Source organism: Rhodobacter viridis (assembly GCF_003217355.1).
GTDB classification, from domain to species: Bacteria; Pseudomonadota; Alphaproteobacteria; order Rhodobacterales; family Rhodobacteraceae; genus Rhodobacter; species Rhodobacter viridis.
Genome location: NZ_QJTK01000003.1, coordinates 39,528 through 64,300 on the forward strand (window position 1 = coordinate 39,528; position 24,773 = coordinate 64,300).

General features: G+C 62.3%; 24 protein-coding genes and 1 tRNA gene. All 25 read left to right on the plus strand.

All coding sequences use genetic code 11. The features are described 5' to 3' along the window. On the plus strand, positions 1-1,176 hold a 1,176-nt coding region (gene tuf, locus C8J30_RS05630; protein ID WP_110804761.1), incomplete at its 5' end, for an elongation factor Tu. Positions 1,177-1,367: 191 nt separating this feature from the next. Next, a tRNA-Trp gene (locus C8J30_RS05635) sits at positions 1,368-1,443 on the plus strand. 145 nt (positions 1,444-1,588) lie between these two features. Continuing rightward, the gene (gene secE, locus C8J30_RS05640; protein WP_110804762.1) at positions 1,589-1,771 is read left to right on the plus strand and encodes a preprotein translocase subunit SecE; all 183 of its coding nucleotides are present in this window, start codon (positions 1,589-1,591) and stop codon (positions 1,769-1,771) included. A gap of 174 nt (positions 1,772-1,945) precedes the next feature. Then, on the plus strand, positions 1,946-2,485 hold the full coding sequence (nusG, locus tag C8J30_RS05645) for a transcription termination/antitermination protein NusG (protein ID WP_110804763.1): 540 nt from the start codon (positions 1,946-1,948) through the stop codon (positions 2,483-2,485). A gap of 81 nt (positions 2,486-2,566) precedes the next feature. Continuing rightward, positions 2,567-3,019 (plus strand): 50S ribosomal protein L11, encoded by a 453-nt coding sequence (rplK, locus tag C8J30_RS05650; protein WP_110804764.1) that lies wholly within the window; start codon positions 2,567-2,569, stop codon positions 3,017-3,019. A gap of 3 nt (positions 3,020-3,022) precedes the next feature. Continuing rightward, the gene (rplA, locus tag C8J30_RS05655) at positions 3,023-3,721 is read left to right on the plus strand and encodes a 50S ribosomal protein L1 (RefSeq protein WP_110804765.1); all 699 of its coding nucleotides are present in this window, start codon (positions 3,023-3,025) and stop codon (positions 3,719-3,721) included. 221 nt (positions 3,722-3,942) lie between these two features. Next, a complete protein-coding gene (gene rplJ, locus C8J30_RS05660) occupies positions 3,943-4,458 on the plus strand; it encodes a 50S ribosomal protein L10 (protein WP_110804766.1) in 516 nt (171 codons plus the stop codon). 68 nt (positions 4,459-4,526) lie between these two features. Then, the gene (gene rplL / locus C8J30_RS05665) at positions 4,527-4,901 is read left to right on the plus strand and encodes a 50S ribosomal protein L7/L12 (protein ID WP_110804767.1); all 375 of its coding nucleotides are present in this window, start codon (positions 4,527-4,529) and stop codon (positions 4,899-4,901) included. 237 nt (positions 4,902-5,138) lie between these two features. Beyond that, entirely contained in the window at positions 5,139-9,278 is a 4,140-nt protein-coding gene (rpoB, locus tag C8J30_RS05670) for a DNA-directed RNA polymerase subunit beta (protein WP_110804768.1), read from the plus strand. Between the two features lie 50 nt (positions 9,279-9,328). Then, entirely contained in the window at positions 9,329-13,567 is a 4,239-nt protein-coding gene (rpoC, locus tag C8J30_RS05675; RefSeq protein ID WP_110804769.1) for a DNA-directed RNA polymerase subunit beta', read from the plus strand. A 128-nt stretch (positions 13,568-13,695) separates the two neighbouring features. Beyond that, complete coding sequence (locus C8J30_RS05680) at positions 13,696-14,520, plus strand: glycosyltransferase (RefSeq protein ID WP_181420790.1); 825 nt, start codon at positions 13,696-13,698, stop codon at positions 14,518-14,520. Between the two features lie 257 nt (positions 14,521-14,777). Next, positions 14,778-15,149 carry a 30S ribosomal protein S12 gene (gene rpsL, locus C8J30_RS05685; protein ID WP_010399029.1) on the plus strand — a complete coding sequence of 124 codons (372 nt, stop codon included), beginning with the start codon at positions 14,778-14,780 and terminating at the stop codon, positions 15,147-15,149. Positions 15,150-15,161: 12 nt separating this feature from the next. Further along, positions 15,162-15,632, plus strand: coding sequence for a 30S ribosomal protein S7 (gene rpsG / locus C8J30_RS05690; protein WP_055209137.1), 471 nt, complete (start codon positions 15,162-15,164; stop codon positions 15,630-15,632). A 9-nt stretch (positions 15,633-15,641) separates the two neighbouring features. Continuing rightward, positions 15,642-17,768 carry an elongation factor G gene (fusA, locus tag C8J30_RS05695; protein ID WP_110804771.1) on the plus strand — a complete coding sequence of 709 codons (2,127 nt, stop codon included), beginning with the start codon at positions 15,642-15,644 and terminating at the stop codon, positions 17,766-17,768. A 63-nt stretch (positions 17,769-17,831) separates the two neighbouring features. Then, on the plus strand, positions 17,832-19,007 hold the full coding sequence (gene tuf, locus C8J30_RS05700; RefSeq protein WP_110804761.1) for an elongation factor Tu: 1,176 nt from the start codon (positions 17,832-17,834) through the stop codon (positions 19,005-19,007). A 184-nt stretch (positions 19,008-19,191) separates the two neighbouring features. Then, positions 19,192-19,500, plus strand: coding sequence for a 30S ribosomal protein S10 (rpsJ, locus tag C8J30_RS05705; RefSeq protein ID WP_013066043.1), 309 nt, complete (start codon positions 19,192-19,194; stop codon positions 19,498-19,500). 11 nt (positions 19,501-19,511) lie between these two features. Next, entirely contained in the window at positions 19,512-20,231 is a 720-nt protein-coding gene (gene rplC, locus C8J30_RS05710) for a 50S ribosomal protein L3 (RefSeq protein ID WP_110804772.1), read from the plus strand. Beyond that, entirely contained in the window at positions 20,228-20,848 is a 621-nt protein-coding gene (gene rplD / locus C8J30_RS05715; RefSeq protein ID WP_110804773.1) for a 50S ribosomal protein L4, read from the plus strand. The genes rplC and rplD overlap by 4 nt, the downstream gene beginning before the upstream one ends. Continuing rightward, positions 20,845-21,141 (plus strand): 50S ribosomal protein L23, encoded by a 297-nt coding sequence (locus C8J30_RS05720; RefSeq protein ID WP_013066046.1) that lies wholly within the window; start codon positions 20,845-20,847, stop codon positions 21,139-21,141. The genes rplD and C8J30_RS05720 overlap by 4 nt, the downstream gene beginning before the upstream one ends. A 142-nt stretch (positions 21,142-21,283) precedes the next feature. Continuing rightward, positions 21,284-22,120, plus strand: coding sequence for a 50S ribosomal protein L2 (rplB, locus tag C8J30_RS05725; RefSeq protein WP_110804774.1), 837 nt, complete (start codon positions 21,284-21,286; stop codon positions 22,118-22,120). Positions 22,121-22,123: 3 nt separating this feature from the next. Then, complete coding sequence (gene rpsS / locus C8J30_RS05730) at positions 22,124-22,402, plus strand: 30S ribosomal protein S19 (RefSeq protein ID WP_055211973.1); 279 nt, start codon at positions 22,124-22,126, stop codon at positions 22,400-22,402. 5 nt (positions 22,403-22,407) lie between these two features. Next, positions 22,408-22,788 (plus strand): 50S ribosomal protein L22, encoded by a 381-nt coding sequence (gene rplV / locus C8J30_RS05735; RefSeq protein WP_110804775.1) that lies wholly within the window; start codon positions 22,408-22,410, stop codon positions 22,786-22,788. Further along, a complete protein-coding gene (gene rpsC / locus C8J30_RS05740; protein ID WP_013066050.1) occupies positions 22,788-23,504 on the plus strand; it encodes a 30S ribosomal protein S3 in 717 nt (238 codons plus the stop codon). The genes rplV and rpsC overlap by 1 nt, the downstream gene beginning before the upstream one ends. A gap of 13 nt (positions 23,505-23,517) precedes the next feature. After that, on the plus strand, positions 23,518-23,931 hold the full coding sequence (rplP, locus tag C8J30_RS05745) for a 50S ribosomal protein L16 (RefSeq protein ID WP_013066051.1): 414 nt from the start codon (positions 23,518-23,520) through the stop codon (positions 23,929-23,931). A 151-nt stretch (positions 23,932-24,082) separates the two neighbouring features. After that, positions 24,083-24,763 carry a hypothetical protein gene (locus C8J30_RS05750; protein ID WP_110804776.1) on the plus strand — a complete coding sequence of 227 codons (681 nt, stop codon included), beginning with the start codon at positions 24,083-24,085 and terminating at the stop codon, positions 24,761-24,763. Positions 24,764-24,773 lie beyond the last annotated feature (10 nt).

Here is a 24,773-nt window from a genome sequence, read left to right on the forward strand (position 1 = left end):
ATGGCAAAGGCAAAGTTTGAACGGACGAAACCGCACGTCAACATCGGCACGATCGGCCACGTTGACCACGGCAAGACGACGCTGACGGCGGCGATCACCAAATACTACGGTGAATTCCGCGCCTACGACCAGATCGACGGTGCGCCGGAAGAGCGCGCGCGCGGGATCACGATCTCGACGGCGCACGTGGAATACGAAACCGCGAACCGTCACTATGCGCACGTCGACTGCCCCGGCCACGCTGACTATGTGAAGAACATGATCACCGGCGCGGCGCAGATGGACGGCGCGATTCTGGTTTGCGCCGCCTCGGACGGCCCGATGCCGCAAACCCGCGAGCACATCCTGCTCGGCCGCCAGGTGGGTATCCCCTACATGGTGTGCTACATGAACAAGATCGACCTCGTCGATGACGAAGAGCTTGTCGAGCTGGTCGAGATGGAAATCCGCGAACTGTTCTCGTCCTACGAATACCCGGGCGACGACATTCCGATCGTCAAGGGCTCGGCCCACCAGGCGATGATCGGCGAGCGCAAGGACATCGGCGAAGATTCGATCCACGCCCTGATGAAGGCCGTCGACGAATACATCCCGACCCCGGCGCGCGCGGTTGACCAGCCGTTCCTGATGCCGATCGAAGACGTGTTCTCGATCTCGGGCCGCGGCACCGTGGTGACCGGCCGTGTGGAACGTGGCGTGATCAACGTCGGCGACGAAGTGGAAATCGTGGGCATCCGCGCGACCGCCAAGTCGACCTGCACCGGCGTCGAGATGTTCCGCAAGCTGCTCGACCGCGGCGAAGCGGGCGACAACGTCGGCGTTCTGCTGCGCGGCATCGACCGTGACGGCGTCGAGCGTGGCCAGGTGCTGTGCAAGCCGAAATCGGTGAACCCGCACACCCACTTCGAAGCCGAAGCCTACATCCTGACGAAGGAAGAAGGCGGCCGTCACACGCCGTTCTTTGCGAACTACCGTCCGCAATTCTACTTCCGCACGACGGACGTGACCGGGACCGTGAAGCTGCCGGAAGGCACGGAAATGGTGATGCCGGGCGACAACCTGAAGTTCGAAGTCGAACTGATCGCCCCGATCGCGATGGAAGAGAAACTGCGCTTCGCCATCCGCGAAGGCGGCCGCACCGTCGGCGCCGGCGTCGTGTCGAAGATCATCAAGTGATGATCCCGAGACGCGCCACCAAAGGTGCGTCGAAGATCATCAAGTAATTTTCCCGCAAGGGAAAATCGGAAGGCCGCCCAAACCGGGCGGCCTTTTGCATGCAGAGGGGTAGGCTGCGGCATCACTGTCGCGACTTCATGCAAATCGCTCTTGATTTCCCCCGCGTGGTGCCTTAGCACGCGCTCAGGCCTAGGAGTTTAGCTCAGTTGGTAGAGCATCGGTCTCCAAAACCGAGGGTCGTGGGTTCGAGTCCCCCAACTCCTGCCATCCATCTTTCCCGAAAGTATCGGATGACATCAGGCGCTTCGGCGCCTGTTTTTGTTTTCCGGCAGGCCGCGGTGCCGCACAGCAACGCGCTTGAAATCCGCCGCATCTGCGCGTATCTCGGCGCGGTCGCATGAGAGGAAGCAGCATGGCAAACCCGATCCAGTTCCTGAGCCAGGTGCGCTCGGAAGTTGGCAAGATCACGTGGCCGACCCGGCGTGAAACCGTTCTGACCACCGTCATGGTGCTGGTCATGGCGATGCTGACGGCGATCTTCTTTTCCTTCGTGGATTGGGTGATCGGTTTCGGCGTCACTGCAATGTTCATGTAAGACGCATGGAAGCCCTTGAAATACGGGGCGACCGAGGCTAAACGGGCACGACACTCAAGGACCGGCGTGCATCGATTCGAATGATGCGCGCCGTTCTTCGTTGAGGGAGCAACGGCAAGACCGTTGAAATGACAAAATTTCGGCGCTCGCCGCCGGGGGGAAAGAGGCAGGTTGATGGCGAAGCGGTGGTATTCGGTTTCCGTTCTCTCGAACTTCGAGAAGAAGGTCGCCGAGCAGATCAAACAGGCCGTGATCGACAAGGGCCTGGGTGACGAGATCGAGGAAGTTCTTGTCCCCACTGAAGAAGTGATCGAAATCCGCCGCGGCAAGAAGGTCACGTCGGAGCGTCGCTTCATGCCCGGATATGTGCTGGTGCGCATGGACATGACCGATCGCGGCTATCACGCGATCACCTCGATCAACCGCGTCACCGGCTTCCTGGGTCCGCAGGGCAAGCCGACGCCGATGCGTGATTCCGAGGTCAACACGATCCTGAACCGTCAGGGCCCGACCGGCGAAGTCGTCGCGCCGCGCAACCTGATTCGCTTCGAGATCGGCGAGAATGTTTCCGTGACCGACGGCCCGTTCGAGGGCTTCTCGGGCATGGTCGAGGAAGTGGACGACGTCGCGGGCCGCCTGAAGGTCACGGTGTCGATCTTTGGCCGGCCGACGCCGGTCGAGCTGGAATTCACCCAGGTGTCGAAAACCGCCTGAGGGGATGCGTGGGAGGCGGGTGACCGCCTGACCACTAAACTTCGCTCCATGGTGGGGCGGCAGTGATAAGGAGAAGGCCACATGGCCAAGAAAGTCATCGGGCAGCTGAAGCTGCAAGTGAAGGCGGGGCAAGCCAACCCCTCCCCGCCGATCGGTCCGGCGCTGGGTCAGCGCGGGATCAACATCATGGAATTCTGCAAGGCGTTCAACGCCCGCACGCAGGAAATGGAACTCGGTTCGCCGGTTCCGTGCCTGATCACCTATTATGCCGACAAGTCGTTCACGTTCGAAACGAAAACCTCGCCGGCCTCGTTCATGCTGAAGAAGGCCGCTGGCCTGAAGCCGGTGGGCAAGCGCAACCGTCCGAAAGGGTCGGTCAAGCCGGGCCACATGGTTGCTGGCACCGTCACCGCCGCTCAGGTGAAGGCGATCGCCGAAGCCAAGATGAAAGACCTGAACGCCAACGACATTCAGGGCGCCATCAACATCATCCTCGGCTCGGCGAAGTCGGTCGGCATCGAAGTCAAGGGGTAAGCCATGGCCAAGATCGGTAAACGTTCGGCCGCTGCGCGGACCGCTTTCGAAGGCAAGGCCAACCTCTCGGTTGAAGATGCTGTCAAGCTGATCAAGTCGGCGGCTTCGGCCAAGTTCGACGAAACGCTTGAAATCGCGATGAACCTGGGCGTCGACCCGCGTCACGCCGACCAGATGGTCCGTGGCGTGGTGCAGCTGCCGCACGGCACCGGCAAGACCGTCCGCGTGGCCGTCTTCGCCCGTGGCGCCAAGGCTGACGAGGCGAAAGCCGCCGGGGCCGACATCGTCGGTGCGGAAGACCTGATGGAAACCATCCAGCAGGGCAAGATCGAGTTCGATCGCTGCATCGCCACCCCGGACATGATGCCGCTCGTCGGCCGTCTGGGCAAGATCCTCGGGCCGCGCAACCTGATGCCGAACCCGAAAGTCGGCACCGTGACGATGGACGTGAAAACGGCGATCGAAGCGGCCAAGGGCGGCGAAGTGCAATTCAAGGTCGAAAAAGCTGGCGTGATCCACGGCGGCATCGGCAAGGTCTCGTTCGCCGAAGACAAGCTCGCGGACAACGTCCGTGCTTTTGTCGACGCGGTGTCGAAAGCCAAGCCGTCGGGCGCCAAGGGCACCTACCTGAAAAAGGTGTCGCTGTCCTCGACCATGGGCCCGGGCGTGACGGTCGATCTGACCTCGGCCGCGGCCCGCTGAGAATTTGCCGGGAAACCGGCGAATGACGGGGCGGTGACGCCCCGTCCTGTCCGAGACGGAGGGTGGGGGTTTCCCCCATAAGTCCTTCCTGAGATGGGGAACGAGAATTTCCGGGGCTGCTGCCTCGGGCGATCTCTCGGGAACCGATCGGACCCGACCTGCGGGCAGTCTGCTCGTGGGAAACAGAGCCGGGGGGAAACCCCCACACTTGGAGTGTAACCGTGGATAGAGCCCAAAAAGAGAAAGTGGTCGAGGAACTCGGCCAAATCTTCGAAAGCTCTGGCGTCGTGGTGGTTGCCCACTACGAAGGCATGACGGTTGCTCAGATGCAGGACCTGCGCGCGAAAATGCGTGACGTGGGTGGGTCCGTTCGCGTTGCCAAGAACACGCTCGCCAAGATCGCCCTGGAAGGCAAGCCCTGCGAGAGCATGGCCAAACTTCTGACGGGGATGACCGTTCTTGCCTATTCCGAAGACCCTGTGGCTGCTGCCAAGGTCGCGGACGCTTACGCCAAGACGAACGACAAGTTCGCCATTCTTGGTGGGGCCATGGGCAAGGACGCTCTGGATCCGGCCGGTGTCAAAGCCGTTGCCGCCATGCCGTCGCGCGAAGAGCTTATCGCTCAAATCGCGTCGTGCATCGGGGCGCCTGCTTCGAACATCGCCGGTGCCATTGGCGCGCCTGCTTCCAACATCGCGGGCATCCTCAAGACGCTTGAGGAGCGGGAAGCCGCCTGACGCAACAATCTGCCTTCGTCGGGAAATCTCGACGTCGGATCAACCCTATATCAGAATGGAACGGAAAAATGGCCGATCTTAAAGCCCTTGCCGAGCAAATCGTCAACCTGACGCTGCTGCAAGCTCAAGAACTGAAAACCATCCTCAAAGACGACTACGGCATCGAGCCGGCCGCCGGTGGCGCCGTCGTCATGGCTGGCCCGGCTGCTGGCCCGGCTGAAGCCGCGGAAGAAAAGACCGAATTCGACGTCGTCCTGGTTGACGCCGGTGCGAACAAGATCAACGTGATCAAAGAAGTCCGCGCCATCACCGGCCTGGGCCTGAAAGAAGCCAAAGACCTCGTCGAGGCCGGCGGCAAAGTCAAAGAAGCTGCGGCCAAAGCCGAAGCCGAAGACATCAAGAAAAAGCTCGAAGCGGCTGGCGCCAAAGTCGAGCTCAAGTAATCGGGCAGGGTGCGCACGCATCCGACCAGATAACTTCAGGCTGGGTTCGGGGTTTCCCCGAGCCCAGCTATGCCCGTCTCGGCAAGGGGTTTTGCGAAACCCTTTTCCAAGGCAGGGTCGGTTCGGGAGCCTTCCGGTGGGACGGAAGGCAGGTATGGAACCGCCTCCCATTCGCAAGCGGCGTGCATCGGGCCCCGACGATGCACACCCGCGAAGAGACGAAAGGTCACGACGAGCATGGCTCAAGCTTACGTTGGTCAGAAGCGTATCCGCCGCTACTACGGCAAAATCCGCGAAGTTCTGGAAATGCCGAACCTCATCGAGGTTCAGAAGGCCTCCTACGACCTGTTCCTGCGCTCGGGCGATGCCGACAAGCCGCTGGACGGCGAGGGCATTCAGGGCGTCTTCCAGTCGGTCTTCCCGATCAAGGACTTCAATGACAACGCGATCCTCGAATTCGTGAAATACGAGCTCGAGAAGCCGAAATATGACGTCGACGAATGCATGAGCCGCGACCTGACCTATTCGGCGCCGCTCAAGGTGACGCTGCGTCTGATCGTGTTCGATGTCGACGAAACCACCGGGGCGCGGTCGGTCAAGGACATCAAGGAACAGGACGTCTACATGGGCGACATGCCCCTGATGACGCCGAACGGCACCTTCATCGTCAACGGCACCGAGCGCGTGATCGTTTCGCAGATGCACCGCTCGCCGGGTGTGTTCTTCGACCATGACCGCGGCAAGACCCATTCCTCGGGCAAGCTCTTGTTCGCCTGCCGGATCATTCCCTACCGCGGCTCGTGGCTCGACTTCGAATTCGACGCCAAGGACCTCGTGTTCGCGCGCATTGACCGTCGCCGCAAACTGCCGGTGACGACGCTGCTTTATGCGCTCGGCCTCGATCAGGAAGGCATCATGGATGCCTATTACAACACCGTCACCTTCCGCGCCGAGGGCAAACGCGGCTGGGTGTCGAAGTTCTTCCCCGAGCGCGTGCGCGGCACCCGTCCGACCTATGACCTGATCGACGCCGCTTCGGGCGAAGTGATCCTGAAGGCGGGCGAAAAGGTCACGCCGCGGATGGTGAAGAAGTGGCTCGACGAAGCCAAGGTGACCGAACTGCTCTTGCCGTTCGACCACATCCTCGGCCGCTACTGCGCCAAGGACATCATCAACGAGCGCACCGGCTACATCTACATCGAAGCGGGCGACGAGCTGACGGCGGAATACGACCGTGACGGCCAGCTGGTCGGCGGTTCGGTGAAGACGCTTCTGGACAACGGCATCACCGAGATCCCCTGCCTCGACATCGACAACATCAACGTCGGTCCCTACATCCGCAACACGATGGCGGCGGACAAGAACATGGGCCGCGACGGCGCGCTGATGGACATTTACCGCGTCATGCGACCGGGGGAACCGCCGACCGTCGAGGCGGCGTCGTCGATGTTCGACACGCTGTTCTTCGATTCGGAACGCTATGACCTCTCGGCCGTGGGCCGGGTGAAGATGAACATGCGTCTTGATCTGGATGCGCCCGATACCCAGCGCACCCTGCGCCGTGCCGACATCATCTCCTGCATCAAGGGGCTGGTGGAACTGCGCGACGGCAAGGGCGAGATCGACGACATCGACCACCTCGGCAACCGCCGCGTGCGCTCGGTCGGCGAGCTGATGGAAAACCAGTATCGCGTCGGCCTGCTGCGCATGGAACGCGCGATCAAGGAACGGATGTCCTCGGTCGAGATCGACACGGTGATGCCGCAAGATCTGATCAACGCAAAACCGGCCGCGGCCGCGGTGCGCGAATTCTTCGGCTCCTCGCAGCTGTCGCAGTTCATGGACCAGACCAACCCGCTCTCGGAAGTCACGCACAAGCGTCGTCTTTCGGCGCTCGGGCCGGGCGGTCTGACTCGCGAACGCGCGGGCTTCGAGGTGCGCGACGTTCACCCGACCCACTACGGCCGGATGTGCCCCATCGAGACGCCCGAAGGTCAGAACATCGGTCTGATCAACTCGCTGGCGACCTTTGCCCGCGTGAACAAGTATGGCTTCATCGAGACCCCCTATCGCCGCGTGCGCGAAGGTCAGGTGACCGACGAAGTCGTCTACATGTCCGCGACGGAGGAAATGCGCCACACCATCGCGCAGGCGAACGCCACGCTCGATGAGAACGGCAAGTTCGTGAACGATCTGGTCTCGACCCGTCAGGCCGGCGAATTCATGCTCAACCCGGTTGATGCGGTGGACCTGATCGACGTGTCGCCGAAACAGCTGGTTTCGGTCGCCGCGGCGCTCATCCCCTTCCTTGAAAACGACGACGCCAACCGCGCCCTCATGGGCTCGAACATGCAACGTCAGGCGGTTCCGCTCTTGCGCAACGAAGCTCCGTTCGTCGGCACCGGCATGGAAGCGACCGTGGCGCGTGACTCGGGGGCCGCGATCATGGCCCGCCGCGGCGGGATCGTGGATCAGGTCGATGCGTCGCGTATCGTTATCCGCGCCAATGAAGACATCGGCATGGGCGACGCGGGCGTCGACATCTATCGTCTGCGCAAGTTCAAACGCTCGAACCAGTCCTCGACGATCAACCAGCGTCCGATCGTCAAGGTGGGCGACATCGTGTCCAAAGGTCAGGTTGTGGCTGACGGTCCCTCGACCGATCAGGGCGAACTGGCGCTTGGCCGCAACGTGGTCGTCGCCTTCATGCCCTGGAACGGCTACAACTACGAAGACTCCATCCTGATTTCGGAACGCATCCACCGCGATGACGTGTTCACCTCGATCCATATCGAGGAATACGAAGTTGCGGCGCGCGACACGAAGCTCGGGCCGGAAGAGATCACCCGCGACATCCCGAACGTCGGCGAGGAAGCGCTGCGCAACCTCGACGAAGCGGGCATCGTCTACATCGGCGCCGAAGTCGGCCCGGGCGATATCCTCGTGGGCAAGATCACGCCGAAGGGCGAAAGCCCGATGACGCCGGAAGAAAAGCTTCTGCGCGCCATCTTCGGGGAAAAGGCGTCCGACGTCCGCGATACCTCGCTGCGTCTGCCGCCCGGCGCCTATGGCACGATCGTCGAAGTCCGCGTCTTCAACCGTCATGGTGTCGACAAGGACGAACGCGCGCTGCAGATCGAGCGTGAGGAAATCGAACGTCTCGCCCGCGACCGCGACGACGAGATGGCGATCCTCGAGCGCAACATTTACGCGCGTCTGAAAACTCTGATCCTTGGCAAGGTGACGGTCAAAGGGCCGAAGAACACCTCGATCAAGGCGGGTTCGGAAATCACCGAAGAGCTGCTCGCCTCGCTGTCGCGTGGCCAGTGGTGGCAGCTCGCCCTTGAAAACGAAGCCGATGCGAAGGAAGTGGAAGCGCTGAATGACCAGTTCGACGCGCAGAAACGGGCTCTCGAGCATCGCTTCGACGACAAGGTGGAGAAAGTCCGTCAGGGCGACGATCTGCCTCCGGGCGTGATGAAGATGGTCAAGGTCTTCGTCGCCGTGAAGCGCAAGCTGCAAGCGGGCGACAAGATGGCCGGTCGTCACGGCAACAAGGGCGTGGTGTCGAAGGTCGTTCCGATCGAAGACATGCCGTTCCTTGCCGATGGCACCCCGGTCGACCTCGTTCTGAACCCGCTCGGCGTGCCGTCGCGGATGAACGTCGGTCAGATCCTTGAAACCCACATGGGTTGGGCGAGCCGTGGTCTGGGCATCCGGATCGATGAGGCGCTGAAAGCCTATCGTCGCAACGGTGACCTGAGCCCGGTGCGCGAGGAAATGCGCCACGGCTACGGCGACGAGACCTACGAGGCGGTCTTTGCCGAGATGGAGAACGAGCGGTTCATCGAATGCGCCGAACAGGTGCGCGGCGGTGTTCCGATCGCGACTCCGGTCTTCGACGGCGCCAAGGAAGCCGATGTGAACGATGCGCTGATCCGCGCGGGCTTCAACAAGTCGGGCCAATCGATCGTCTTCGACGGCCGCACCGGCGAGCAATTCGCCCGTCCGGTCACCGTGGGCGTGAAGTACTTCCTCAAGCTGCACCACCTCGTCGATGACAAGATGCACGCCCGTTCGACCGGGCCGTACTCGCTCGTCACCCAGCAACCGCTGGGCGGCAAGGCGCAGTTCGGTGGTCAGCGTCTCGGGGAGATGGAGGTCTGGGCTCTGGAAGCTTACGGCGCCGCCTACACCCTGCAGGAGATGCTGACGGTGAAGTCGGACGACGTCGCGGGCCGGACCAAGGTCTACGAGAGCATCGTCAAGGGCGAGGACAACTTCGAGGCCGGCGTGCCCGAGTCGTTCAACGTGCTCGTCAAGGAAGTGCGGGGCCTCGGCCTCAACATGGAACTCCTGGATTCGGAGGAAGAGTGAGCGCTTCGGCGCTCACCACCCCCCTCTGACCTCACGCAAGGAAAGATCTGATGAACCAGGAAATCACCAACAACAACCCGTTCAACCCGCTGGCGCAGCCGAAGGCCTTTGACGAGATCAAGATCTCGCTCGCGAGCCCTGAACGGATCCTTTCGTGGTCCTATGGCGAGATCAAGAAGCTCGAGACCATCAACTACCGGACCTTCAAGCCCGAGCGCGACGGCCTGTTCTGCGCCCGCATCTTCGGGCCGATCAAGGACTACGAGTGCCTGTGCGGCAAGTACAAGCGGATGAAGTATCGCGGCGTCGTCTGCGAGAAATGCGGCGTTGAAGTCACGCTGCAAAAGGTCCGCCGCGAGCGCATGGGCCACATCGAGCTGGCCTCGCCGGTCGCGCATATCTGGTTCCTGAAATCGCTGCCCTCGCGCATCGGCCTGATGCTCGACATGACGCTGCGGGATCTGGAACGCATCCTTTACTTCGAAAACTACGTCGTGATCGAACCCGGTCTGACGGAGCTTTCCTATGGTCAGCTGCTGACCGAGGACGAATATCTGGATGCGCAGGACCAGTTCGGCGCCGACGCCTTCACCGCGAACATCGGGGCGGAAGCGATCCGCGAGATGCTCTCGGCGATCGACCTTGAAGCGACCGCGGAACAGCTGCGCGAAGAGCTGAAGGAAGCCACGGGCGAGCTGAAGCCGAAGAAGATCATCAAGCGTCTGAAGATCGTCGAAAGCTTCCTTGAATCGCAAAACCGTCCCGAGTGGATGATCCTGACGGTGCTGCCGGTGATCCCGCCGGAACTGCGCCCGCTGGTTCCGCTCGATGGCGGCCGTTTCGCCACGTCCGACCTGAACGACCTTTACCGTCGCGTCATCAACCGGAACAACCGTCTGAAGCGGCTGATCGAACTGCGTGCGCCCGACATCATCGTGCGCAACGAAAAGCGGATGCTGCAGGAAGCTGTTGACGCTCTGTTTGACAACGGCCGTCGTGGCCGCGTCATCACCGGCACCAACAAGCGTCCGCTGAAATCGCTCTCGGACATGCTCAAGGGCAAGCAGGGCCGGTTCCGTCAGAACCTTCTCGGCAAGCGCGTCGACTTCTCGGGCCGGTCTGTCATCGTGACCGGGCCGGAACTCAAGCTGCACCAGTGCGGCCTGCCGAAGAAGATGGCGCTCGAACTGTTCAAGCCCTTCATCTACTCGCGCCTTGAAGCCAAGGGCCTGTCGAGCACGGTGAAACAGGCGAAGAAACTGGTCGAGAAAGAGCGTCCCGAGGTTTGGGATATCCTCGACGAGGTGATCCGCGAGCACCCGGTGCTGCTGAACCGCGCGCCGACGCTGCACCGTCTGGGCATTCAGGCGTTCGAGCCGATCCTGATCGAAGGCAAGGCGATCCAGCTGCACCCGCTCGTCTGCTCGGCGTTCAACGCCGACTTCGACGGTGACCAGATGGCCGTGCACGTTCCGCTGTCGCTGGAAGCGCAGCTGGAAGCGCGCGTGCTGATGATGTCGACGAACAACGTGCTGTCGCCTGCAAACGGCAGCCCGATCATCGTTCCGTCGCAGGACATGATCCTTGGCCTCTATTACACCACGATGGAGCGCAAGGGCATGGTCGGCGAAGGCATGGTCTTCGCCTCGGTCGAGGAAGTCGAACATGCGCTGACTTCGGGCGCCGTGCACCTGCACGCCAAGGTGAAGGCCCGGATCAAGCAGATCGACGACGAGGGCAACGAAGTCTGGAAGCGCTACGACACCACGCCGGGTCGGATCCGTCTGGGCAACCTGCTGCCGCTGAACGCCAAGGCGCCCTATGACCTTGTCAACCGCCCGCTGCGGAAGAAGGACGTGCAGAACGTCATCGACACCGTCTACCGCTACTGCGGTCAGAAGGAATCGGTGATCTTCTGTGACCAGATCATGGGTCTGGGCTTCCGCGAAGCCTTCAAGGCCGGGATTTCCTTCGGCAAGGACGACATGCTCATTCCGGAACGGAAATGGGAAATCGTCGATGCCGTGCGCGATCAGGTCAAGGAATTCGAACAGCAATACATGGACGGTCTGATCACCCAGGGTGAGAAGTACAACAAGGTCGTCGATGCTTGGTCGAAATGCTCGGATGCCGTCGCGGCCGAGATGATGAAGGAAATTTCCGCCGTTCGCGTCGATGATGCGGGCGCCGAGAAAGAGCCGAACTCGGTCTACATGATGTCCCACTCCGGGGCGCGGGGTTCGCCGGCGCAGATGAAGCAGCTGGGCGGGATGCGCGGTCTGATGGCCAAGCCCTCGGGCGAGATCATCGAGACGCCGATCATCTCGAACTTCAAGGAAGGCCTGACCGTGCTCGAGTACTTCAACTCGACCCACGGCGCCCGCAAGGGTCTGGCCGACACCGCTCTGAAGACGGCGAACTCGGGCTATCTGACCCGTCGTCTGGTGGACGTGGCGCAGGACTGCATCGTGCGTTCGCATGATTGCGGCACCGAACGCGCGATCACCGCTTCGGCGGCCGTGAACGATGGCGAAGTCGTCGCGCCGCTCAGCGAACGTGTGCTGGGCCGTGTGGCTGCCGATGACGTTCTGGTTCCGGGCACCGACGAGGTGCTGGTGCGCAAGAACGAGCTGATCGACGAACGGAAGGCCGACCTGATCGAGCAAAATGCGATCCAGTCGATCCGCATCCGTTCGGCGCTGACCTGCGAGGCCGAAGAGGGCGTTTGCGCGCTCTGCTACGGTCGCGATCTGGCGCGCGGCACGCTGGTGAACCAGGGTGAAGCGGTGGGCATCATCGCGGCGCAGTCGATCGGGGAACCGGGCACGCAGCTGACGATGCGGACCTTCCACATCGGCGGTATCGCCCAGGGTGGTCAGCAGTCGTTCCTTGAAGCCTCGCAAGAGGGCAAGATCGAGTTCCGCAACGCCAACCTGCTCATCAACGACGCGGGCGAGCAGATCGTCATGGGCCGCAACATGCAGCTGGCGATCGTCTCGGATCAGGGCGAGGAACGCGCGAGCCACAAGCTCAGCTACGGTTCGAAGATCTTCGTCAAGGATGGCGACACGGTGAAACGTGGCACCAAACTGTTCGAATGGGACCCCTATACCCTGCCGATCATCGCCGAAAAGGCCGGTGTGGCGAAGTTCGTCGACCTGATCTCGGGCATTGCGGTGCGCGAAGAGACCGACGAAGCCACCGGCATGACGCAGAAGATCGTGACCGACTGGCGCTCGGCGCCGAAGGGCAACGATCTGAAGCCGGAAATCATCATCGTCAATGCCGATGGGGAACCGGTGCGCAACGATGCGGGCAACCCGGTGACCTATCCGATGTCGGTCGACGCGATTCTGTCGATCGAAGACGGTCAGGACGTGAAGGCCGGTGACGTGGTGGCGCGTATCCCGCGCGAAGGGGCGAAGACCAAGGACATCACCGGGGGTCTTCCCCGCGTGGCGGAACTGTTCGAAGCCCGTCGCCCGAAAGATCACGCGATCATCGCCGAACTCGACGGCTATGTGCGCTTCGGCAAGGACTACAAGAACAAGCGCCGCATCACCATCGAGCCGTCGCAAGACGGGCTGGAGCCGGTCGAATACATGGTGCCGAAAGGCAAGCACATCCCGGTGCAGGAAGGCGACTTCGTGCAGAAGGGTGACTACATCATGGACGGCAACCCGGCGCCGCATGACATCCTGCGCATCATGGGGATCGAGGCTCTGGCCGACTACCTCATCGACGAAGTGCAGGACGTCTATCGACTGCAGGGCGTGAAGATCAACGACAAGCACATCGAGGTGATCGTGCGGCAGATGCTGCAGAAGATCGAGATCCTCGACAGTGGCGACACCACGCTTCTCAAGGGCGAGAACATCGACAAGTCGGAGTTCGACGAAGAGAATGCGAAGGTCGAAGCCCGTGGCGGCCGTCCGGCGACGGGCGAGCCGGTGCTGCTCGGGATCACCAAGGCGTCCTTGCAGACGCGGTCCTTCATCTCGGCGGCCTCGTTCCAGGAAACGACCCGCGTGCTGACGGAAGCCTCGGTGCAGGGCAAGCGCGACAAGCTTGTCGGCCTGAAGGAAAACGTGATCGTCGGCCGTCTGATCCCGGCGGGCACGGGTGGTGCCACCACCCGCGTGCGCAAGATCGCTGCCGAACGCGACAGCAAGGTCATCGAGGCCCGCCGCGCCGAGGCCATCGATGCCGCCGCGCTGGCCGCGCCGATCGACACGGCCTATGGCGACGACGACTTCGGCCCGGTGGAAACCCCGGAAAGCCGCGAGTGATCGCCTGACACGATTGAAGCCCCCGCGCAGCAGCCCTGCGCGGGGGCTTTTCTTTTGCCTTGACCCTTGCGCGGGAAGCGGAAATCCTGATCCCGTCCAGACGCGTTATGGAACCGGGAGCCTTTGAAATGACGACAGAGTTTCGCAATCAGATCGTGGGTCTGATCCGCTTTTCCTTTGTCACCGTGGGCGACTTCTACCCCGGCTTCGACACGGTCGAGGACATGAAAGCCTTCCTCTTCGACGAGGCCCGGCTGGAGCGCCGGTTCCGCCTGTTCGAGGGGATCTGCCTGCCGACGCTGAAGGCGCAGACCGATCAGGATTTCACCTGCATCTTCCTTGTTTCGCAGGACTTTCCGACGAAATGGCGCAAGCGGCTGGACATGTTGCTGGAGGGTCTGCCCTTCGTGCAGATCGTCGAAAAGCCGCCGATGAACCACTATCAGGGCATCCGCGAGGCCTTCGCCGAAGTGCCGAGCGCGGGCTTCACCCATCGCACCACCTTCCGGCTCGACGATGACGATGCGGTGAACCTGAATTTCATCGCGACGCTGCGGGGCCTGGCCGAAAAGGTCCACATGATTCCCGCGAAGGACGAGCCGATCGGCATTTCCTTCAATCGCGGCCTCTATCTGACCTATTCGAAGAAGGGCACGAGCTATCAGCGCGCGGTCGAGCGCACGCCCTTGTCGATCGGCACGGCGCTGCTGGCGCCGGTCGCCTTTGCGGGCAACATCTATGCCTACAACCACCGCGCGCTGGGTCAGTATCACAACACCTGGATGGATCAGCAGGATATCGTCTATCTGCGCACCCTGCATCGCGACAACAAATCGAATCCGCATTTCTCGGGCTCGATGGAAGCGGTCGAGCCGAAACGGGCGGCAGTCCTTCTGCAACAGAAATTCGGCTTCGATTTCGACACGATCGAGACCCTGATGACCGGCACCTGAGCCTGCGTGGGGCACTGCGGTTGACAAGGGGGGCGCAACCCCCTATAGCCGCGCCATCCTGCGGACAGACCTGCCCGCCGGTATTCGATCTTCAGTGGTGATGGTCCGGGTCCCATAACCCGCTCCTCTGGATATCGCCCGTTCGGCAGCCTTCGGGTGGCCCGGACGGTTTTGGCGTTTCGCGATGGGCGCGGAATGTCGTCGAGAAGTGGCGCACCCGCAGGGGTGCGAGTATTGACAGCAGAACGGGGAACCGAATGCCGACGATCCAGCAGCTGATCCGCAAACCGCGGCAGCCCAAGGTGCAGCGCAGCAAGTCGCAGCACCTTCAGTCGTGCCCGCAAAAGCGGGGCGTGTGCACGCGCGTGTACACCACGACGCCGAAGAAACCGAACTCCGCTATGCGTAAGGTGGCCAAGGTCCGCCTGACGAATGGCTTCGAGGTCATCTCCTACATCCCGGGCGAAAAGCACAACCTGCAAGAGCACTCCGTCGTGCTCATCCGCGGCGGCCGGGTGAAAGACCTTCCGGGTGTCCGTTACCACATCCTGCGCGGTGTGCTGGATACCCAAGGCGTCAAAGACCGTCGCCAGCGTCGTTCGAAATACGGCGCCAAGCGTCCGAAATAAGGAGATCACCAGATGTCTCGTCGTCACGCAGCTGAAAAGCGCGAAGTGTTGCCCGACGCCAAATATGGCGATCGCGTGCTGACCAAATTCATGAACAACCTGATGATCGACGGCAAGAAGTCGGTCGCGGAACGGATCGTCTACAACGCGCTCGAGCGCGTCGAAGGCCGCGCCAAGCGTGCTCCTGTGGAAGTGTTCCACGAAGCGCTCGACAACGTGAAGCCCTCGGTCGAAGTCCGCTCGCGTCGCGTCGGCGGTGCCACCTATCAGGTGCCGGTCGAAGTGCGTCCGTCGCGCCGTGAGGCGCTGGCGATCCGCTGGCTGATCAACGCCGCCAAAAACCGCAACGAGAACACCATGGAAGAGCGCCTCGCGGGCGAGCTGCTCGATGCCATGAACTCGCGCGGTTCGGCGGTGAAGAAGCGCGAAGATACCCACAAGATGGCCGACGCGAACAAAGCGTTCAGCCATTACCGCTGGTAAGGGGTCATCATGGCACGCGAATATCCGCTCGAGCGGTACCGCAACTTCGGGATCATTGCCCACATCGACGCGGGCAAGACCACGACGTCGGAACGCATCCTGTACTACACCGGCAAGTCGCACAAAATCGGCGAGGTCCATGACGGGGCCGCGACGATGGACTGGATGGAGCAGGAACAAGAGCGCGGCATCACCATCACCTCGGCTGCCACGACCACGTTCTGGAACCGTCAGATCGATCCGTCGACCGGCGTGGGCGACAAGGCCTCGAAGTTCCGCTTCAACATCATCGACACCCCCGGCCACGTCGACTTCACCATCGAAGTCGAACGGTCTCTCGCGGTGCTCGACGGGGCTGTGGTTCTGCTCGACGGCAACGCCGGCGTGGAACCGCAGACCGAAACCGTGTGGCGTCAAGCTGACCGCTACAAGGTTCCGCGGATCGTGTTCGTCAACAAGATGGACAAGACCGGCGCCGACTTCTTCAACTGCGTCCGCATGATCAAGGACCGCACCGGCGCGAATGCGATGCCGGTTGCCCTGCCGATCGGCTCGGAAGACAAGCTTGAAGGCATCATCGATCTCGTGACCATGGAAGAATGGGTCTACGAGGGCGAAGATCTTGGCGCGTCGTGGAAGCGTCAGCCGATCCGTGCGGAACTGAAGGACGAAGCCGACGAATGGCGTCTGAACCTTCTGGAAACCGCCGTCGGTCAGGACGATGATGCGATGGAAGCCTACCTCGAGGGCAACGAGCCCGACGAGGAAACGCTGCGCAAGCTGATCCGCAAGGGCACGCTCGCCATCGACTTCATCCCGGTGCTCGCTGGGTCCGCGTTCAAGAACAAGGGCGTGCAGCCGCTGCTGAACGCCGTGATCGACTATCTGCCGAGCCCGCTCGACGTACCGCCCTACATGGGCTTCGCGCCGGGTGACGAGACGGAAACCCGCAACATCGCCCGTTCGGCCGATGACGCGCAACCCTTCTCGGGGCTGGCGTTCAAGATCATGAACGACCCCTTCGTGGGCTCGCTGACCTTCACCCGGATCTATTCGGGCAAGCTGGCCAAGGGCGACGCGATGCTGAACGCGACCAAGCAGCGCCGCGAGCGCGTTGGCCGCATGATGATGATGCACGCCATCGAACGCGAGGAAATCACCGAAGCGTTTGCGGGCGACATCATCGCGCTTGGCGGTCTGAAAGAGACCACCACCGGGGATACGCTCTGTGATCCGGCGGCGCCGGTCGTTCTCGAAACCATGACCTTCCCGGTCCCGGTGATCGAGATCGCGGTGGAACCGAAGACCAAGGCCGACCAGGAAAAGATGGGCATCGCTCTCGCCCGTCTGGCTGCCGAAGACCCGTCCTTCCGCGTCGAAACCGATCTCGAATCGGGTCAGACGATCATGAAGGGCATGGGCGAACTTCACCTCGACATCCTCGTCGACCGTATGCGTCGCGAGTTCAAGGTCGAGGCGAACATCGGTGCGCCGCAGGTGGCCTATCGCGAAACGATCTCGCGCGAGCATGAAATCGACTACACGCACAAGAAACAGACCGGTGGTACCGGCCAGTTTGCGCGCGTGAAGCTCGTCATCTCGCCGACCGAACCGGGCGAAGGCTATTCGTTCGAGTCGAAGATCGTGGGTGGTGCGGTGCCGAAGGAATACATCCCCGGCGTCGAAAAGGGCATCAAGTCGGTGATGGACTCCGGTCCGCTCGCGGGCTTCCCGGTGATCGACTTCAAGGTGGCGCTGATCGACGGTGCCTTCCACGACGTCGACTCGTCGGTTCTGGCCTTCGAAATCGCCTCGCGTGCCGCCATGCGTGAAGGCCTGAAAAAGGCCGGCGCGAAGCTGCTCGAGCCGATCATGAAAGTCGAAGTCGTGACGCCGGAAGAATACACCGGCAGCGTCATCGGCGACCTGACCTCGCGTCGGGGCATGATCAACGGCCAGGACAGCCGCGGCAACGCGAACGTCATCAACGCGATGGTCCCGCTGGCGAACATGTTCGGCTACATCAACACGCTGCGCTCGATGTCCTCGGGCCGTGCCGTGTTCTCGATGGAGTTCGACCATTACGACACCGTGCCGGACAACATCTCGGCCGAGATCCAGAAAAAACACGCCTGATGCGACGGGGCCCGGCAGATCCGGGCCCCCTCCCGCACAGGACAAACGACTTAGGAGGCCATTATGGCAAAGGCAAAGTTTGAACGGACGAAACCGCACGTCAACATCGGCACGATCGGCCACGTTGACCACGGCAAGACGACGCTGACGGCGGCGATCACCAAATACTACGGTGAATTCCGCGCCTACGACCAGATCGACGGTGCGCCGGAAGAGCGCGCGCGCGGGATCACGATCTCGACGGCGCACGTGGAATACGAAACCGCGAACCGTCACTATGCGCACGTCGACTGCCCCGGCCACGCTGACTATGTGAAGAACATGATCACCGGCGCGGCGCAGATGGACGGCGCGATTCTGGTTTGCGCCGCCTCGGACGGCCCGATGCCGCAAACCCGCGAGCACATCCTGCTCGGCCGCCAGGTGGGTATCCCCTACATGGTGTGCTACATGAACAAGATCGACCTCGTCGATGACGAAGAGCTTGTCGAGCTGGTCGAGATGGAAATCCGCGAACTGTTCTCGTCCTACGAATACCCGGGCGACGACATTCCGATCGTCAAGGGCTCGGCCCACCAGGCGATGATCGGCGAGCGCAAGGACATCGGCGAAGATTCGATCCACGCCCTGATGAAGGCCGTCGACGAATACATCCCGACCCCGGCGCGCGCGGTTGACCAGCCGTTCCTGATGCCGATCGAAGACGTGTTCTCGATCTCGGGCCGCGGCACCGTGGTGACCGGCCGTGTGGAACGTGGCGTGATCAACGTCGGCGACGAAGTGGAAATCGTGGGCATCCGCGCGACCGCCAAGTCGACCTGCACCGGCGTCGAGATGTTCCGCAAGCTGCTCGACCGCGGCGAAGCGGGCGACAACGTCGGCGTTCTGCTGCGCGGCATCGACCGTGACGGCGTCGAGCGTGGTCAGGTGCTGTGCAAGCCGAAATCGGTGAACCCGCACACCCACTTCGAAGCCGAAGCCTACATCCTGACGAAGGAAGAAGGCGGCCGCCACACGCCGTTCTTTGCGAACTACCGTCCGCAATTCTACTTCCGCACGACGGACGTGACCGGGACCGTGAAGCTGCCGGAAGGCACGGAAATGGTGATGCCGGGCGACAACCTGAAGTTCGAAGTCGAACTGATCGCCCCGATCGCGATGGAAGAGAAACTGCGCTTCGCCATCCGCGAAGGCGGCCGCACCGTCGGCGCCGGCGTCGTCTCGAAGATCATCAAGTAAGACCTGCCGGTCTTTTTGAACGAAATCGGAAGGAGCGCCCTCGGGCGCTCCTTTTGCTCTTGACAGACTCGGGGGGCTCCCGTAGGGCACCGGCCTGATCTGCCAAGATTACGGTTCGATGCAGGCGTCGCATTCGGCGGGGTCTGCCTCTCAACTTGAAAGCCCTGCGAAAAGGGAAGACTGCATGTCTGGTCAAAACATTCGCATCCGGCTCAAGGCGTTCGATTACCGCGTGCTGGATGCCAGCACCCAGGAAATCGTGAACACCGCGAAGCGTACGGGTGCACAGGTCCGCGGGCCGATCCCGCTGCCCAACAAAATCGAGAAATTCACGGTTCTCCGTGGTCCGCACATCGACAAGAAGTCGCGCGACCAGTGGGAAATCCGCACGCACAAGCGTCTTCTCGACATCGTCGATCCGACCCCGCAAACCGTGGACGCGCTGATGAAGCTCGACCTCGCGGCTGGCGTGGACGTCGAGATCAAAGTCTGAGGAGCGGGCACATGCGTTCTGGTGTTATCGCCAAGAAGCTGGGCATGACCCGGCTGTTCCTCGAAGACGGCAAGCAGGTTCCGGTGACCGTGCTGCTGCTGGACAACCTGCAGGTTGTCGCGCAGCGCACCGTGGAAACCGACGGCTACACCGCGGTGCAACTCGGTGCGGGCGAGGCGAAAGCCAAGCGCACCACCGCTGCGATGCGTGGCCATTTCGCGAAAGCGAATGTGGCGCCGAAGCGCAAGCTGTGCGAATTCCGCGTTTCGCCGGAAAACCTGATCGACGTTGGCGCCGAGATCTCGGCCGAGCATTACCTTGCCGGTCAGCATGTCGACATCGCCGGCACCTCGATCGGTAAAGGCTTTGCCGGTGCCATGAAGCGTCACAACTTCGGTGGTCTGCGCGCCTCGCACGGTGTGTCGGTCTCGCACCGGTCGCACGGTTCGACCGGCCAGTGCCAGGATCCGGGCAAGGTGTTCAAGGGCAAGAAGATGGCTGGCCATCTTGGTGCTGCCCGCGTCACCACCCAGAACCTGCAAGTCGTCCGCACCGACGCCGCCCGTGGCCTGATCATGGTCAAAGGGTCGGTTCCGGGCGCCAAGGGCGGCTGGGTCACGATCAAGGACGCGGTGAAGAAAGCCGCTCCGGCCGATCTGCCGCTGCCCGCCGCGCTGAAGGGCGCTGCTGCTCCGGCCGAACAAGTCTCGGTCGAAGGGGGTGAAGCATGAAACTCGATGTGATCAAGCTTGACGGCGGCACCGCCGGTTCGATCGAGCTGGACGACGCGCTGTTCGGCCTCGAGCCGCGTGCCGACATCCTGCACCGCCTCGTGCGCTGGCAGCGGGCCAAGGCCCAGGCTGGCACCCACTCGGTGCTCGGCAAGTCGGACGTCAGCTACTCGACCAAGAAGATCTATCGCCAAAAAGGCACCGGCGGCGCTCGCCACGGGTCCAAGAAGGCTCCGATCTTCCGTCACGGTGGCGTCTACAAGGGCCCGACCCCGCGGTCGCACGCCCACGACCTGACCAAGAAGTTCCGTGCCCTCGGCCTGCGCCATGCGCTCTCGGCCAAGGCGAAATCGGGCAGCCTCGTGGTGATCGAAGCGGCTGACATGGCCGAAGCGAAAACCGCCCTTCTGGCGAAAGCCGCGAAGGAACTGGGCTGGAAAAAGGTCCTGGTCATCGACGGCGCCTCGGTCAACGAGAACTTCGCTCTGGCGGCGCGCAACCTCGACGGCATCGACGTGCTGCCGACCATGGGCGCCAACGTCTATGACATCCTCAAGCGTGACACGCTCGTGATCACGAAAGCGGGTGTCGAAGCTCTGGAGGCTCGCCTGAAATGAGCGCGAAACCCGAACATTACGACGTGATCGTGAAGCCCGTCATCACCGAGAAAGCCACCATGGCTTCCGAGGCTGGTGCGGTCGTCTTCCAGGTGACCAAGACGGCGACCAAACCCGCCATCAAGGAAGCCGTGGAAGCGCTCTTCGGCGTCAAGGTGAAGGCGGTCAACACCACCATCACCAAAGGCAAGACCAAGCGTTTCAAGGGCCGCCCCGGCGTGCGCTCGGACGTGAAGAAAGCCTATGTGACGCTCGAAGCCGGAAACACCATCGACGTCTCGACCGGCCTCTGATAGAAGCCGCACGAATCTCTCGGGCCGGGGCTTCCCGGCCCGCAGAGTTTTGCTTTTCAGGCGACTGAAAACGTGAGCGGGGAGCTACGGCGCCCCATACGAAACGGACCTGACAGGTCCAAAGCAACGGAAGACAGAGAGCATGGCACTCAAGTCGTATAAGCCGACGACGCCTGGCCAGCGTGGACTGGTTCTGATCGACCGTTCGGAGCTTTGGAAAGGTCGCCCCGTCAAAGCCCTCACCGAGGGTCTGACGAAAACGGGCGGCCGGAACAACACCGGACGCGTCACGATGTGGCACAAGGGTGGTGGCGCGAAGCGTCTCTACCGCATCGTCGACTTCAAACGTCGCAAATTCGACGTCGCCGCCACGGTCGAACGGATCGAATATGACCCGAACCGGACCGCCTTCATCGCGCTGGTGAAATACACCGACGGCGAACTGGCCTATATCCTCGCGCCGCAGCGCCTTGCCGTGGGTGACACCGTCATCGCCGGCCTGAAGCAGGACATCAAGCCGGGCAACGCGATGCCCTTCTCGGGCATGCCGATCGGCACGATCGTTCACAACGTCGAACTGAAACCGGGCAAGGGCGGCCAGCTGGCGCGCGCTGCCGGGACCTACGCCCAATTCGTCGGCCGTGACGGGGGCTACGCCCAGATCCGTCTGTCGTCGGGCGAACTGCGCCTCGTGCGTCAGGAATGCATGGCGACCATCGGTGCCGTGTCGAACGCCGACCATTCGAACCAGAACCTCGGGAAAGCCGGGCGTCGTCGCCACATGGGCATCCGCCCGACCGTTCGCGGTGTTGCGATGAACCCGATCGACCACCCGCATGGTGGTGGTGAAGGCCGGACCTCGGGTGGCCGTACCCCGGTGACCCCGTGGGGCAAGGACACCAAGGGCAAGAAGACCCGTTCGAACAAGAAGACGGACAAGTACATTCTCCGTTCGCGTCACGCCAAGAAGGGTCGCTAACACATGGCACGTTCTCTCTGGAAAGGCCCCTTCGTCGATGCCTATCTGCTGAAGAAAGCGGAAAAGGCTCGGGCTTCGGGCAAATCGGACGTCATCAAGATCTGGTCGCGTCGTTCCACCATCCTGCCGCAGTTCGTCGGCCTCACCTTTGGCGTCTACAACGGCCAGAAGCATATCCCGGTGAACGTCACCGAGGAGATGATCGGCCAGAAGTTCGGTGAATATTCGCCGACCCGGACCTACTACGGTCACGCCGCCGACAAGAAAGCGAAGAGGAAGTAATCGCCATGGGTAAGGAACAAAATCCGCGCCGCGTGGCGGACAACGAAGCCTTCGCGAAAGCGAAGATGCTGCGCACCTCGCCGCAGAAACTGAACCTCGTCGCCGCGCTGATCCGTGGCAAGAAGGTCGAAAAGGCTCTGGCCGATCTGACCTTCTCGAAGAAGCGGATCGCCGAAGACGTGCGCAAGTGCCTGCAATCGGCGATCGCGAACGCCGAAAACAACCACGGCCTTGACGTCGACAGCCTCGTGGTTGCCGAAGCCTGGGTCGGCAAGAACCTCGTGATGAAGCGTGGCCGTCCGCGGGCGCGTGGCCGGTTCGGCAAGATCATGAAGCCGTTTTCGGAAATCACCATCAAGGTGCGTCAGGTCGAGGAGCGCGCGTAATGGGTCAGAAGGTCAACCCCATCGGGATGCGTCTCCAGGTCAACCGTACCTGGGACAGCCGCTGGTTCGCCGAATCGAAAGACTACGGCAACCTGCTTCTGGAAGACCTGCGCATGCGCGAGTTCATCCATGAAGAGGCGAAGCAAGCCGGCATCGCCCGCGTGATCATCGAGCGTCCGCACAAGAAGTGCCGTGTCACGATCCACGCTGCGCGTCCGGGTGTCATCATCGGCAAAAAAGGCGCCGATATCGAGACCCTGCGCAAGAAGCTGGCGAATTTCACCGCTTCGGAACTGCACCTGAACATCGTCGAAGTCCGCAAGCCGGAACTCGATTCGCAGCTGGTGGCCGAGTCGATCTGCCAACAGCTCGAGCGTCGGGTCTCGTTCCGCCGCGCGATGAAACGTGCCGTGCAGAACGCGATGCGCATGGGCGCCCTCGGGATCCGGGTCAACGTTTCGGGCCGCCTTGGTGGCGCCGAGATCGCCCGTACCGAATGGTACCGTGAAGGTCGCGTGCCGCTGCACACCCTGCGTGCCGACATCGACTACGCGCTGGACGAAGCCATGACCCCCTATGGGATCATCGGCGTCAAGGTCTGGATCTTCAAAGGCGAGATCATGGAACATGATCCGCAGGCCCGTGACCGCAAGGCCGCCGAAGCCCAAGACGGCCCGGCTCCGCGCGGTCCGCGTCGCGACCGCGACGCTCGCTGAGGAGTGACTTGAAATGCTGCAACCGAAACGGACGAAATTCCGCAAACAGCACAAGGGCCGCATCCACGGCGAAGCCAAAGGCGGCTTCAACCTGAACTTCGGCTCGTTCGCCCTCAAGGCGACCGAACCGGAGCGTGTGACCGCGCGTCAGATCGAAGCGGCTCGCCGCGCGATCACCCGCCACATGAAGCGTCAGGGCCGCGTCTGGATCCGCGTGTTCCCGGATGTGCCGGTGACCTCGAAACCCACCGAGGTTCGGATGGGTAAAGGGAAAGGCTCTGTCGATTTCTGGGCGTGCAAGGTCAAACCGGGCCGCATCATGTTCGAAATCGACGGCGTTCCGGACGCCATCGCCCGCGAAGCCCTGCGCCTTGGCGCGAACAAGCTTCCGGTGATGACCCGCATCGTCGCCCGCGAAGACTGGTAAGTCTTCCAAGGTTCGAGATCGAAACCCCCGTCGGAAACGGCGGGGGTTTTGCTTTGGGCAAGGCCATCTCCTTTGTGACAGAAAGATGACGTTCGGTCCTTGCGGCGGGGCAGGGCTTGCCCGATGCTGGGCGGAAAGCTGGAGTACGGACGTGTCGGCACGGCGCATCGAAAAGACCTTCGTGGCCGGTCAACCCGGATGGGTGAAGCGCGTCGAACAGGTCGGGCTGCGGCTGCGGCTGCAAAAGGGCGACCCGCGACGGCTGTTCGAAGCCGAGCGGAGCGCCTATCTGAGCCTGCAGGACGCGCATCTGCCCTTTCCGAAAGTGCTGGCCGAGGGGCCGGATCATTTCGTTCTCGCCGATGCCGGCCCGACCGTGCGCAGTCTGCTGCGGCGCTCCGGCTCCGAGGCACCCGACGTGCGGGCGGCACTGGTCGCGGCGGCGCGGGCGCTGGCCGGTCTGCATGCGGCGGGCTACAGCCACGGGCGGCCAAACCTCTGCGACATCTGCTGGCAGGATGGACAGATCACCTTCATCGATCTGGAAAAATACCGTGCGCGGCACAACACGCCGGGTGGTCACGTCTGGGATGTGCTGATCTTCTTCTTTGATCTTTGTGCCGAGACGGGCCGCATCGACGCCTCGGTTCTGGCCGCCCGCGCGGCCTATCGTGCCGCCGACACGAAGGGCATCTGGGAGGCGGCCGTGCGGCGGATGCGCCAGATGCGCCCGTTCTGGGCGGTGCTCGTGGCGCTGACCCGGCCGCTTCGGCACAAGCGCGACTTCCGCGCGATCGGCCCTTTCGTGGCGCTGTTTCGCGATCCGCAGTAGGGCGGACCCG

Excerpts from the sequence above, each read along its gene's own strand:
- secE (WP_110804762.1), top strand. The coding sequence starts at position 1,589 with ATGGCAAACCCGATCCAGTTCCTGAGCCAGGTGCGCTCGGAAGTTGGC.
- nusG (WP_110804763.1), top strand. The coding sequence starts at position 1,946 with ATGGCGAAGCGGTGGTATTCGGTTTCCGTTCTCTCGAACTTCGAGAAG.
- rplK (WP_110804764.1), top strand. The coding sequence starts at position 2,567 with ATGGCCAAGAAAGTCATCGGGCAGCTGAAGCTGCAAGTGAAGGCGGGG.
- rplA (WP_110804765.1), top strand. The coding sequence starts at position 3,023 with ATGGCCAAGATCGGTAAACGTTCGGCCGCTGCGCGGACCGCTTTCGAA.
- rplL (WP_110804767.1), top strand. The coding sequence starts at position 4,527 with ATGGCCGATCTTAAAGCCCTTGCCGAGCAAATCGTCAACCTGACGCTG.
- rpoB (WP_110804768.1), top strand. The coding sequence starts at position 5,139 with ATGGCTCAAGCTTACGTTGGTCAGAAGCGTATCCGCCGCTACTACGGC.
- rpoC (WP_110804769.1), top strand. The coding sequence starts at position 9,329 with ATGAACCAGGAAATCACCAACAACAACCCGTTCAACCCGCTGGCGCAG.
- C8J30_RS05680 (WP_181420790.1), top strand. The coding sequence starts at position 13,696 with ATGACGACAGAGTTTCGCAATCAGATCGTGGGTCTGATCCGCTTTTCC.
- rpsL (WP_010399029.1), top strand. The coding sequence starts at position 14,778 with ATGCCGACGATCCAGCAGCTGATCCGCAAACCGCGGCAGCCCAAGGTG.
- rpsG (WP_055209137.1), top strand. The coding sequence starts at position 15,162 with ATGTCTCGTCGTCACGCAGCTGAAAAGCGCGAAGTGTTGCCCGACGCC.
- fusA (WP_110804771.1), top strand. The coding sequence starts at position 15,642 with ATGGCACGCGAATATCCGCTCGAGCGGTACCGCAACTTCGGGATCATT.
- tuf (WP_110804761.1), top strand. The coding sequence starts at position 17,832 with ATGGCAAAGGCAAAGTTTGAACGGACGAAACCGCACGTCAACATCGGC.
- rpsJ (WP_013066043.1), top strand. The coding sequence starts at position 19,192 with ATGTCTGGTCAAAACATTCGCATCCGGCTCAAGGCGTTCGATTACCGC.
- rplC (WP_110804772.1), top strand. The coding sequence starts at position 19,512 with ATGCGTTCTGGTGTTATCGCCAAGAAGCTGGGCATGACCCGGCTGTTC.
- rplD (WP_110804773.1), top strand. The coding sequence starts at position 20,228 with ATGAAACTCGATGTGATCAAGCTTGACGGCGGCACCGCCGGTTCGATC.
- C8J30_RS05720 (WP_013066046.1), top strand. The coding sequence starts at position 20,845 with ATGAGCGCGAAACCCGAACATTACGACGTGATCGTGAAGCCCGTCATC.
- rplB (WP_110804774.1), top strand. The coding sequence starts at position 21,284 with ATGGCACTCAAGTCGTATAAGCCGACGACGCCTGGCCAGCGTGGACTG.
- rpsS (WP_055211973.1), top strand. The coding sequence starts at position 22,124 with ATGGCACGTTCTCTCTGGAAAGGCCCCTTCGTCGATGCCTATCTGCTG.
- rplV (WP_110804775.1), top strand. The coding sequence starts at position 22,408 with ATGGGTAAGGAACAAAATCCGCGCCGCGTGGCGGACAACGAAGCCTTC.
- rpsC (WP_013066050.1), top strand. The coding sequence starts at position 22,788 with ATGGGTCAGAAGGTCAACCCCATCGGGATGCGTCTCCAGGTCAACCGT.
- rplP (WP_013066051.1), top strand. The coding sequence starts at position 23,518 with ATGCTGCAACCGAAACGGACGAAATTCCGCAAACAGCACAAGGGCCGC.